An 11,827-nucleotide genomic window follows, 5' to 3' on the forward strand; every position below is an offset into this window, starting at 1 on the left:
CAATGGATCATTCTACGCTGGTCAAAGCCCGACCTTGACCCCTGCGTAGACATAGCGGCCTACACCCGAAACGGGATAGCTCAGCTCGCCAAATTCAGGCTTGGTGTCGAACAGGTTGTTGACGCCTGCATAGAATTGGAACGCATCGGACACCTTGACCGCAGCGCGGACGTCATGCTCGATCTTTTCCTTCATCCAGAAATATTTGGGATCGGAAATGTCCGGATCGGCCGCAAGCTGCTCCGTCGTGAAACGGCGCGTCTTGCTCCAATAGCTTACGCCATAGTTGAGCGAAAAATTGTCCAGCGACCAGTTGACGCTGGCGCTGCCACGCCAACGCGGATTGTATGCCTCCAGGATATCATTATCGACATCTGCGCCAATCGTCGGAACAAAGCTGATCTTGTCGAGATAGCCGGCGGTCATATTCAACTCGAACTGCCCGAGCTTGTCGCTCGGCGAGAATTTATAGTTGATCGTGAAATCCGCACCGGCGGTACGGAAACCTGCAACATTCTCCGGACGCGACAGGAAGGCGTTCCGCTGCAGCGGATCATTGCCGCCACCGAGGAAATAGCCCGTGCTCTGATCGCGGAAAACATTCTCACAATAGATATTGTCGATCGTCGCCTGGTCGACGCAAAGCGCCGCCAATTCCGTCGCCGTCGGCGTGTTGATCGCGCCCTTGATCCGGATATTATACCAGTCGAAGGTCATCGTCAGGCCACGAATGAAGCTCGGCTGCAGAACAACGCCCGCCGTCCAGGTCTTGGCGGTTTCTTCCCGCAAATCCCTATTGCCGGAAACCTGCCCGCGGCGGGTCGTATTCATTTCAGGCACCGAATTCGGGCTGAAAGCGGCAATCTCGGCAGGGGTAAGGCCGATACCTGCAAGCAAAGCTTCGCAATTAGCCACCCGATACTGGGTTCCCTGATCGCGCCGGGTGATATCGCAAGGATCGGTCATGCGCGAGAAGGTACCCGAAGCCGGCAAAAACAATTCGCCCATGTTCGGCGCGCGCACAGCCTGCGAATAGGTGGCCCGGAAACGCACGTCGCGAATGGGAGCGTATAGGCCGTCAACCTTCCACGTCGTCGTGGTGCCAACGGTCGAATAATCCGAATAGCGGATTGCCCCACCGAATGACAGGCGCTCGGCAAACGGCATATCGGCGAGGAGCGGCACGTTCAACTCGGCGAACACTTCCTTGACGTTGAACTTGCCGCCACTCGGAGCAATCGCCGCGAAATCGCGGAAATCACCGTTCACCATCAGCGGATCGGGGTTTTCGCTGCTCTTTTCGCGGCGATATTCTGCGCCCACAGCAAAGCCCACAGCGCCGCCCGGCAGGTTGAAGAAAGCGCCGGTGTCGCCCGAGATGGAACCGCTGAACACTTCCTGCGAAATGCGCGAGCGGCTGATGTTGTCGGCGAGCACGAAATCCAGCGCAGCCTGATCGGCAACGCCTTCGCCCAGCAGATTCAAGGGGCGGCAGGTGCTGCCTGCGCCCGGCGTGAACGTCGTCGCCCCCGCAGCAGCGCTCGGATCGAGGGTCGACCGGCAGACAATCTGGCCCGAACCCGGGTCGTACACGGCATCGAGTGCCGCAAAGAAGCGATCGCCGATCAGGTTCGATGTCTGTTCATAGCGAGCGGTGGTGCGGCCATAGACATAGGACATGTCGTAACGCAGATGGTCGCTGAGCTCACCCTCCAGGCCCAGAACGATGCGATACGTCTTGCGCTGGTTGGTCTCGCCGCGGATGCCCAGATCAAAATTGTCGCGATACAAACCCGCGCCGCCGGCCGCGGCGGCCGCACCGAAACGTTCGATCAGATAGGCGTTGTCGCCGGCAAGCGCGGTGCCGAATTCAAAGCTTGGCTGAGCCACCGAAAAAGCCTTGGTTTCGACATATTTCCCTTCGGCATAAAAACGCGCCGCAGGCGAAAATTCAAAGCTGCCCATCAGATTATAGGCATGACGCTGGGTCGCGGGCTGCAAGTCACCGAAATAGCCCGCAACCGGCGTGTTGGTGCCACCGATGGCAAAGGCGGTCCCGGGAAGTACGATACCGGGATCATAGGCCGAACCGTCACCCAGGAACAAACCCGAGTCGAGTTCAACCATCCCCTGCGGTGCGCTATATGCCCAGGTCAGGTTGTTCTGCGGAATAAAATCGAAAAGATCGGGATTATCGCCCGGCTGGAAATCATCCGGATTCTGCACCATGCTAAAATATTCATCGGGGTTGCCCGAGAAGCCGCGCCGCGAGCTATGGAGCCGCTTCGACTTGCTATATTCATAGGCGGCCGTGACGTTGCCGCGACCGTCCGCGAAATTCTTGCCCGCGACGACCGAGATCAGCTGGCTGCCAGCGTCACCACGGCTGGAAAGGCCAGCCTGCGCGCGCGCGGTAAGACCTTCAAAGTCACGCTTCAGGATGAAGTTGACCACACCGGATACGCCGTCGGCGCCATAGATGGCCGATGCGCCGCCGGTCAGCACATCGACCCGTTCGATCAGATCTTGCGGAATGGTGTTGATGTCGACAGCCGCCGAGTTGGGAATACCAGCGACATGGCGCTTGCCATTGACCAGCACCAAAGTACGCTCCGTACCCAGGTTGCGAAGATCGAGCAGATTCACGCCCGTTTCGCCAAAGCCCGCATCCGGACCACCGGCGAGCGACGAACCAACCGAGGCCGTCAACGCAGGGTTGCGGAGAAGAATGTCGGTGATGTTGGTCTGACCGCTGTTCTCGATCGTCATGGCCGTGATGCCAACAACGGGATTGGTGTTGTCCAGTTCCGGACGCGCGATGCGCGAGCCGGTGACGATGATCGTATCTTCGCTGCTGACAGCTTCATCCGCTGCCGCGTCTTGCGCGAAGGCAGGTGCCGAAATCAACGCGACACCCAAAACAACCGGGGCGACACCCAGCTTGAGCCTGGAGAATTGGATTTTCTTCACAGTGCAGTCCCTTGCTACTGGTGGATTCTCATGGGGGATAGTCACCGGGACACGCACTGCGAAAGCGCTAAAAGCACCGCGTAACGACACCCAGATAGGGGCTCGATGGCGGCTCATCCATTGGGAGTAAAGTGATATCCCCCGCTTTCGCGCGTTTAGGGAGGGGACTGTGATCCATTTGCAACAGCTCACAGAGACCTTGCAACATGTGAATGGAGGAAAGCAATGGTGAGCCGCATGCCATGGTCGATGGCCAGCAAATTGCCCTCGATCGTAAAGAGGATCGTTGCAGCCAGCACCACAACCCCGCCGATGATCGCGCCTGTTGGACAATTTGCAATATCACGCTGGCACCGGAAAATGGAGAATCCCGGTGTCTGTGGGCAGCGGCGCCATGTCGGGCACGGATACCGCATGCAAAAAAGAGGGCGGCCTTTCAGCCGCCCTCTCTTTTTGGCTGTCGCTGCGCAGCTACCCGCGCAACGTCAGTCAGATATTATCAGAAGTTCGCTTTGACCCCCGCATAGAACGAACGCCCAAAGACGTCGTAATAAGCGGGAATCGTATCCAGCGCCTGCGTACCCGACGTACCCGTCGGGAAGAACGGCGGCTGGTTGTCGAACAGGTTGTTCACACCGAAGTAGAACTCATACTGCTTGTTGACGTTGTAGCTTAGGCGAATGTCGCTGTAGGTCTGCGCCGGAATGTCGGGGAAGCCCGCTTCCTTGGTTCCCACAGCCGCTTCCGTCTTCGGAATGTAGCGGAAGTGGTAGTTGAACGCAAAATCATCAAGCTTGTAGTTGAAGTTCAGCGTGCCCTGCCACGTCGGCCAACCCTGATCGGAGGTCGAACCGCCAATGGTTCCGTCATACTTGATCGGATCCTGGCCCGGAATGGCGATCTTTTCTGCCTTGTCATAGATCGTCGCCTGACCCTGCAGATTGATGCGTCCGCTGCCGAGGTTGAAGGCATAGCGCGCATCGACGTCGATGCCCTTGACCTTCAGGGTCGCCACGTTGAGCAGCTGATCGTTAACTGCCTTCAGCACGTAGTTTGCACCCGGAACTGCCGGATCCGTACCGCGCCGCAACTGGTCGCAGAACAACCGGTCGGTCGTGTCGTAGCAAAGGTCAGCCTGTTCCTGACGACCCACGGTCGAGATCAGATCCTTGATCTTGATTTCGAAGCGGTCGACCGTCAGCGAGAAGCCAGGCAGGAAGCGCGGGGTCAGCGCGACACCATAAGTCAGCGTCGTTGCCTTCTCCGGCTCGAGATCGGCATTACCGCCAACGAAGCCCTGAACGCCCTGCTCCACCGTCAGCGGCGGATTATAGTTGGCAGGAACGCCATCGGCGAGACAGTTGGCCGCACGCGTCGTGTTAGCGTTGCGGCGAGCTGCGGTGCACGGATCGTTGACGACACCGAAAGTCTGACCGATCCCCGAAAGGTCGCTCGGCACCGGCGCGCGAACAGCGCGCGCGCGGATGGCACGGAAACGGACACCTTCGACCGGCTCCCACGTACCGCCGTACTTCCACGTTTCGTAGCTCTTGCCGCGGTTCGGGTCCGAAATACGGAACGCGGCTTCGAGCGTCAGACTCTTGGCGAAGGCCATGTCCGACAGGACCGGCAGGATCGCCTCGACATAGGCTTCCTTGGTGGTCGACTTGACGAAATCGACATCGCCGATCTGGTTGCCGGTGGTCAGACCGCCTTCGATCGCGTCATCATAATCGAGGAAGCCCGAGAAGGTGCGATATTCTGCACCCAGCGCGACGCTGACCGGACCGCCGGGCAGATCGAACAATTCACCCGAAATATAGGCGTTCGCATCGTGCAGGACGCTGCGCCCCTGCTGACCGGCCGAGATGGTGAGATAGTCCTTCATTTCCTGCGTGTAGGGCGCAAAGGGATTGATCGGCACGCAACCCGCGGCGCGCGCGCCAGCATCGACGCAACGATAACCGGTGGGGTTGGCGGGATCCGCCTCGACGCGCAGACCATAATAGAGGCGATCGGTCCCGACGAGACCTTCGGTCTTGCTGTTCAGCGAAGTCCGGCCATAAACATAGCTGACTTCCCAGTTCCAGTTGCGGTCCTTGAGCAGCTCGAATTCGCCGTTCAGGCCGGCGACGATGCGCACGGTCTGCCGCTCGTTGGTCGAACCGCGGTCACCCAGATCCTGGAAACGCTGCGACCAGCTGATGCCGTTTGCAATTTGGTCGGGCGTATAGGCGTTGCGCACAGCGGTGGGCACAAAGGGATTGTCGAAGGGGATGGTCGCTTCGAGCACGCCGCCGAACGTATTGACATTCGACTGGAAAGGCGCCGCTTCGAACAGCCCCGTGGTCGTCGAGCGGCCATAGCTCGCTTCCATGAACACATTGACCGAATCGTTCACCGCATATTCGGCCTCGGCCGAGAACATCATACGCTTGGTCGGGATAGCGAGCGTGCGACGCGCGTTACGGTTATAGCCGTCGATCGGAACCGAAAACTGCACGAAATCGCCGTTGCGATTGGTGAAGCTGCCCGTGGAGCCTGCGAAGAAGCGGCCGCCGAGCGGCACGCCCGAATAAGCTGCGGGACCACGGATCGGGTCGGCCGCAGGGTTGGTCCACGCAAAATCCTCCGCGCACAGGTAGCGCGACGAACAGCCGACAAAGCCCTGATAGTCATATTCAGCGGTCACGAGGATGTGTCCGCGATCATTCAGCTTCGAACCGAACATCAGGTAAGCGCTGGGATTCTTGTTATCCCCGCGCTCCGAAATGCCATAGCTGGCACCCGCTTCGAGACCCTCAAAACCCTTTTTGGTGATGATGTTGATCACGCCCGCGACAGCATCCGAACCGTAGATCGCCGACGCGCCGCCGGTCAGGACCTGCACCTGTTCGATATTCGCGGTGGTCATCGTGTTGAAGTCGACGAACGTATCGGTCGGGCTACCGCCAGGCACGCGACGACCATTGATCAGGACGAGCGAGCGGTTCGCGCCGAGATTGCGCAGGTTGACGAGGTTCAGACCCGACGAAGCCGAACCCGAAAAGGTCGACTGCGTGCGCGATGCACCGAAGGACGGTGCGAACTGGGGATTCTGCGCCGCAATGTCGGCGAAGTTCTTAAGCCCTTGCTGGTCAAGCTGAGCCTCGCCCAGAACGGCGACAGGCGTGCTGCTTACAAGGTCAGGCCGCGAAATGCGCGAGCCGGTGACGACGATCGTGTCTTCGGAAGATGCGGCATCACCTGCCGCCGCATCCTGCGCAAACGCAGGAGTGGACAGCAACGCCACACCAAGAACGATCGGCGCAACGCCGACCTTCAGTTTCAGAATTTGAGTTTTCACAGAGCAGTCCCTTGCTACTGGTGGATCGAAACACCCGGGCAGGTCCTGCGCTGAAGATTATCCCTCCGCAAAACTACCCCGATGGCACGCCGGATGGCGGTTCGTTCATCGGGAGTAAAGGGAATAACCTACGCTTTCCGCCGTTTAGAAGGCGATTGTGACGTATTTGCAACAACACGGAGACTCAACGCAACACAATGTGCCGCCTTTGCCGGTTTTGCGAAATTTTGTTTCAGCGGTTACCAGTTCATGGACGGCGAGCCGATCAGCTGCCCATCGCGCCCGCGAGTTTTCCGGGATCGATCCGGGCATCGCGCCACTTCAGACCCCAGTGCATATGCGGTCCGGTTGCGCGGCCGGTCGCGCCGACAGTGCCAAGCCGCTGCCCTTGTATCACCCGGTCCCCGACCTTCACGTCAAGCCGCTGACAATGGAGGAAGGCACTGCTCAGCCCCATGCCATGGTCGACGATCAGCAAATTGCCCTCGAGCGTGAAGGGCGCCGCAGCCGCGAGCACGACAACGCCATTGGCGGGCGCGACAAACGGCGTTCCCGCCGGCACCGCGACATCGGTGCCGCTGTGATAGGCACCGGGCTTACCCTGATAGACGCGCTGCGACCCGAAGAAGCCCGAGAAACGCCCCTTCACCGGCCAGATGAAGTCTTGCCGCCAGCCATCCGAATCGACCGCCATGTTCCGTGCTGCAGCGATTTGCGCCAGCTCGGCGGGGCGGCGGCGCTGGAACTCGGCGTCATTCGACGCACTGCCGCGATAGGGGGCATTGATATGCTCGAGCCGCCAACTTCCGGGGGCCACATCGAGCCGACGCTCCACCGCGCGTCCGTCGGCGAGCGTCGCGACAAGCCGCGCATCAGCCCCGGCATCGCGATCGAAGGCGATCAGGAAATCGCCGTCGGAGGTGACCGGAATCACTTGGCCATCGAGCGTCAGCGTGCGCGTACCACCGGGCGCCTTTCCGACAAGTACCCCACCCTGCCCGGGCGTTCCGCGTAGAATGAAGTCTCCGCGAATCGGCGCCGCGGGCCGCACCGGAACGGCGACCGGCGGAGAATAAGCGGCAGCGGGAGGATGGGGCGCCTCAGAGGTTGCGGAGGACGGCACACAGCTTGCGGTAACCAGCAACGGAACCAGCAACAGCGACGCGGCCGCATGGCGCGGCCCATGCCCGGCGAAACTCATGCCCCGCGCGTGTCGTCCAGCGCGGCCTGCACCGATATGGCGGCGGTGGCATAGGGCTCCTGCCGCGCGACCGACCAGTAACGCAGCTCGTCGAGCCCGATCGGCGCACCCGTCACCGCGCACAGCACATGATCGCCGGGTTCCAATACGCGAAATCCGTTCGGGCCATATTGCAGGCGGGCGAGGCGGTTGCGGCTGGCGATCAACATGGCTCTATATCCAAATGGTGGCACGTCATCGGGCTTCTATATCAGCTTCGCCGCGCGCGGACACCCCCGCTGACCTCAGAAAAGCTCGCCCTGCCCCCGTTTGGGCGCCGGTGGCAGCGGTTTACGTGCGGACCTGGGCGCTCCCGCGGGAGCATCGCCGTCCGTCACCTCTGCGGCCACTTCGCCATCAGCGAATTGCAACCGCAGCGAACCGGCCTCCCGCGCCTTGCCCGCCGTGGTGACGATCGCCCCGCCCGTATCGCGCACCATCGCATAGCCGCGCGACAGCAGCGCGCGTGGGTCGAGCGACGTGAGCAACCGCCCCAACCCTTCGATCCGCGCCCGGTCGCGGTCCCATGCCCTCGCAAGCAACGACGGCCGCAGCGCGCCTGAACGGTTCGCAAGACGTTCGGCCATCACCGTCAACCGGTGCTGCTGCCCGCGGTCCAGCCGGTCGCCATATTCGTCGAGCCGCTGACGCTGCGGCGCATAAAGCGCCTCGCGCTTCGGCAGATGCCGCGCGAGCGCGGTCAGCCGCTCGACGCCCAGCGCCTGATGGCGGCTCGCAGCGCCGATCATCCGGCCGCCCCATGTCGCAAGCTGCGCCTGCAGCTCGGCACGCACCGGCACCGCCATTTCGGCGGCGGCGGTCGGCGTCGGCGCGCGCACGTCGGCGGCATAGTCGGCCAGCGTCACGTCGGTCTCATGCCCCACCGCGCTGATCGTCGGGATGCGGCAGTCGGCGATCGCCCGCACGACAATCTCTTCGTTGAACGCCCACAGATCCTCGATCGAGCCGCCGCCGCGCGCGACAATGACCAGATCGGGGCGCGGCACCGGGCCGCCCGGTTCGATACTATCGAAGCCCCGGATCGCATTCGCGACCTGTGCCGCCGCGCCGTCGCCCTGCACCAGCACCGGCCAGACGATCACCCGCGTCGGGCAACGGTCGGCAAGCCGGTGGAGAATATCGCGAATCACCGCCCCCGTCGGCGAGGTCACGACGCCGATCGTGCGCGGCAGATAGGGCAGGCGGTCGTATTTGCGCTCGCGGTCGAACAATCCCTCGGCGCCAAGCCGCGCCTTCAATTTCTCGAAGAGCAGCATCAATGCGCCCTCGCCCGCGACCTCGAGGCTGTCGACGACGAGCTGATATTTGGACCGGCCCGGATAGGTGGTGAGCTTGCCGGTCGCGATCACCTCGATCCCGTCCTCGGGCCGGAAAGCGAGGCGGCCCGCCTGCCCCTTCCACATCACCATGTCGATCAGCGCATTGTCGTCCTTCAGCGCCGCATAAAAATGCCCCGACGCCGCGCGCTTCGTCCCCGACAATTCGCCGCGCACCCGCACGCGCGCAAAGCCGTCCTCGACCGTGCGCTTGATCGCCGCCGACAATTGGCTGACCGAAAGGGCTGGCGCATTGTCGCCGGGCGCGCCCTCGGCTAACAGCCGCGCGGGCGCGTCGCTTTCGGACGCCGGATCGGGAAAAGGGACTGACATGAATATCCTGCTGGTGGGCTCGGGGGGCCGCGAACATGCGCTTAGCTGGCAGTTGGCACAATCGGAAAGCTGCGCCAAGCTCTATGCCGCACCGGGGAGTCCGGGGATCGAAGCCTATGCCGAATGCGTCGCCATCGGCGTCGACGACCTCGACGGGCTGATCGCTTTCTGCACCGCGCACAGCATTGATTTCGTCGTCGTCGGCCCCGAAGCGCCGCTCGTCGCGGGGCTCGCCGACCGCCTGCGCGCGCTGAACATCGCGGTCTTTGGCCCCGGCGCTGCGGCAGCGCAGCTCGAAGGATCGAAGGGCTTTACCAAGGATCTGTGCGCGCGCGCCGGCATCCCGACCGCCGCCTATGTCCGCTGCACCAGCGCCGACGAAGCCCATGCCGTGCTCGAAGGCTTTTCGATCCCCGTCGTGATCAAGGCCGACGGCCTCGCCGCGGGCAAGGGCGTGATCATCGCCGAGACTTCGGCGGACGCGGCCGCAGCCGTCGACGACATGTTCGACGGCGCCTTTGGCGGCGCGGGCGCCGAAGTGGTGATCGAGGAATTCATGACCGGCGAGGAGGCGAGCTTCTTCGCGCTCTCCGACGGCACCAACGTCATGGCGTTCGGCAGCGCGCAGGATCACAAGCGCGTCGGCGACGGCGACGTCGGCCCGAACACCGGCGGCATGGGCGCGTACAGCCCCGCCCCCGTGCTGACGCCCGAACTCGAATCCCAGGTCATGGACCGCATCATCCGTCCGACGGTGGCGACGCTCGCCGCCGAGGGCACGCCCTATGTCGGTGTCCTTTTTGCCGGGCTGATGCTGACCGACGCGGGACCAAAGCTGATCGAATATAACGCGCGCTTCGGCGACCCCGAATGTCAGGTGCTGATGATGCGCTATACCGGCGATCTCGCCGCGCTGCTCCACGCCGCCTCGACCGGCGCACTCACCGGTGCGACGCCTCCCGCCTTCGCCAGCGACTATGCGCTGACCGTCGTGATGGCGGCGAACGGCTACCCCGCCACCCCCGAAAAGGGCGGCGCGATCCACGGCATCGCCGACGCCGAAACCGGCGGGGTCCGCGTTTTCCACGCTGGAACGGCGCGCGATGGCGACCGGATCGTCGCCGCGGGCGGGCGCGTACTCAATGTCACCGCGACCGGCCGCACCGTCACCGAAGCGCAGGCGCGTGCCTATGCTGCGGTGGACAAGCTCGATTTCGCCAGCGGTTTTTGCCGCCGCGACATCGGCTGGCGTGAGGTGGCGCGAGAGGCGGAATAGCAGACGCTGGACGCGGCGCTGCCAGCCGCATAGGCTGGGACAATATGGGAGCAGAAAATATCATGATATGGCTTCAGGAAAATTGGATCATCGCGGTCGTCGGCCTCGTCGTCGCGATCATACTCCTCACATGGCTGCTGCGCCGCAAAAAGCCTGAAGAAATTGCGCCGCCCACAGCGGCACCCGCGAAACCCGCAAAGCCGCTCGAACCGGCAAAGCCCGAAATCATCGCCGCCGAACCCGCGCGCTTCAAACCGATTGAGCCCAAGCCGCAACCCGTCGCGCCCGCCGCTCCGCCACCCGCACCGGAGCCCGCAGCCAAGGCACCGCCTGCGCCGGAACCCGCGCCGGCTCCGAAGCCCGCCCCCGTGATGGAGCCGGTTGCCAAAGCCCCCCCGCCAAAGCCCGCGACGAAGCCAAAAGCCGCCGCAAAGCCTGCCACGGTGAAGACTGCGGCAAAGGCACCAGCAGCAAAGCCCGCCGCAACACCCCCGGCGAAGCCCGCTGCCAAGGCTGCGAAGAAACCCCCTGCAAAGCCGGCACCGGCCAAAGCGGCAGCCCCGGCTCCCGAGAAACCCGGCACTCCGGCGCGCGCACCCGCGCCTGCAAAGGCCCCTGCAAAGGCCCCCGCAACGGCCAAAGCAGACAATCTTCAGTTGCTAAAGGGTGTCGGACCCAAAATGGTCGCACTGCTTCATGGCCTTGGCGTCAACAGCTTTCAGCAGATCGCCGGGTGGACCGCCGCCGACATCGCCGCCATCGACCCGCAACTCGGCACGTTCCAAGGCCGCATCGGGCGCGACAATCTGGTCGATCAGGCCGGCTATCTCGCGCGCGGCGACAAGGCCGGCTTCGAAGCGAAATATGGCGCGCTGGGCGGCGAACTCTGACCCTGCCTTCCGTCAATCTCCACAGATGCGGACAGGCAGCCTTCCCATTCTCGTGCCGGAATCGACCCGGGGTGACGATCTGGGAGATGGGAGCGAGCGACCGATTGCGGAGCTTTGATCCTCCCTGTGGCGAAGCCATGGGGAGGTGGCAGCGCGAAGCGCTGACGGAGGGGCTTTGGCGCTGCTGTCGCTGCCCCTCCACCACCGCCTGCGGCGGCGGTCCCCCTCCCCATCGCTGCGCGACAGGGAGGATTTCTGACGTCCGCTTCCCACCCCATTTTCGCCATTTACTGCCGATTGGGCGCGATGACTGGAAACGACCGCAAGCCGACCTCGCCTGACTCGTCATCCCGGACTTGATCCGGGATCCACAGCAGCATTGAAGTCATGGACCCCGGATCAAGTCCGGGGTGACGAAATGGAAATGGCAGCTCA

Annotated in this window: 7 protein-coding genes and 1 pseudogene; 2 read left to right on the top strand and 6 right to left on the bottom strand. The window is 62.9% G+C overall.

What is annotated here, in order from left to right; translation table 11 throughout:
• Window positions 1–21 precede the first annotated feature (21 nt).
• The 6 genes and pseudogenes from ACSYDV_RS04905 to xseA all read right to left on the bottom strand — a co-directional run bounded on the left by ACSYDV_RS04905 (window position 22) and on the right by xseA (window position 9,226).
• Window positions 22–2,970: a TonB-dependent receptor plug domain-containing protein gene (locus ACSYDV_RS04905; protein ID WP_438322615.1), complete on the bottom strand. Its 2,949-nt coding sequence runs from the start codon at window positions 2,968–2,970 to the stop codon at window positions 22–24.
• A 212-nt stretch (window positions 2,971–3,182) separates the two neighbouring features.
• A pseudogene (locus tag ACSYDV_RS04910) lies at window positions 3,183–3,284 on the bottom strand (M23 family peptidase); the annotation flags it as partial.
• Between the two features lie 185 nt (window positions 3,285–3,469).
• Complete coding sequence (locus ACSYDV_RS04915) at window positions 3,470–6,316, bottom strand: TonB-dependent receptor domain-containing protein (protein WP_438322616.1); 2,847 nt, start codon at window positions 6,314–6,316, stop codon at window positions 3,470–3,472.
• Window positions 6,317–6,581: 265 nt separating this feature from the next.
• The gene (locus ACSYDV_RS04920) at window positions 6,582–7,517 is read right to left on the bottom strand and encodes a M23 family metallopeptidase (RefSeq protein WP_438322617.1); all 936 of its coding nucleotides are present in this window, start codon (window positions 7,515–7,517) and stop codon (window positions 6,582–6,584) included.
• Window positions 7,514–7,726: a DUF2093 domain-containing protein gene (locus ACSYDV_RS04925; protein WP_438322618.1), complete on the bottom strand. Its 213-nt coding sequence runs from the start codon at window positions 7,724–7,726 to the stop codon at window positions 7,514–7,516. Before ACSYDV_RS04925 ends, ACSYDV_RS04920 begins: the two co-directional genes overlap by 4 nt.
• Before the next feature lie 75 nt (window positions 7,727–7,801).
• The gene (gene xseA, locus ACSYDV_RS04930; protein ID WP_438322619.1) at window positions 7,802–9,226 is read right to left on the bottom strand and encodes an exodeoxyribonuclease VII large subunit; all 1,425 of its coding nucleotides are present in this window, start codon (window positions 9,224–9,226) and stop codon (window positions 7,802–7,804) included.
• Here xseA and purD point away from each other — a divergent pair.
• Both purD and ACSYDV_RS04940 read left to right on the top strand, forming a co-directional pair.
• Entirely contained in the window at window positions 9,225–10,502 is a 1,278-nt protein-coding gene (purD, locus tag ACSYDV_RS04935; RefSeq protein ID WP_438322620.1) for a phosphoribosylamine--glycine ligase, read from the top strand. The two genes, xseA and purD, sit on opposite strands and share 2 nt — an antisense overlap.
• A 62-nt stretch (window positions 10,503–10,564) precedes the next feature.
• The gene (locus tag ACSYDV_RS04940) at window positions 10,565–11,392 is read left to right on the top strand and encodes a helix-hairpin-helix domain-containing protein (RefSeq protein WP_438322621.1); all 828 of its coding nucleotides are present in this window, start codon (window positions 10,565–10,567) and stop codon (window positions 11,390–11,392) included.
• Window positions 11,393–11,827: the final 435 nt, after the last annotated feature.

It is taken from the genome of Sphingopyxis selenitireducens (assembly GCF_051550705.1).
Classification (GTDB): domain Bacteria; phylum Pseudomonadota; class Alphaproteobacteria; order Sphingomonadales; family Sphingomonadaceae; genus Sphingopyxis.

What these genes read in the sequence shown, in the direction of transcription:
- ACSYDV_RS04940 (WP_438322621.1), top strand. Translation starts at nt 10,565, where the DNA reads ATGATATGGCTTCAGGAAAATTGGATCATCGCGGTCGTCGGCCTCGTC.
- purD (WP_438322620.1), top strand. Translation starts at nt 9,225, where the DNA reads ATGAATATCCTGCTGGTGGGCTCGGGGGGCCGCGAACATGCGCTTAGC.
- xseA (WP_438322619.1), bottom strand. Translation starts at nt 9,226, where the DNA reads ATGTCAGTCCCTTTTCCCGATCCGGCGTCCGAAAGCGACGCGCCCGCG.
- ACSYDV_RS04920 (WP_438322617.1), bottom strand. Translation starts at nt 7,517, where the DNA reads ATGAGTTTCGCCGGGCATGGGCCGCGCCATGCGGCCGCGTCGCTGTTG.
- ACSYDV_RS04925 (WP_438322618.1), bottom strand. Translation starts at nt 7,726, where the DNA reads ATGTTGATCGCCAGCCGCAACCGCCTCGCCCGCCTGCAATATGGCCCG.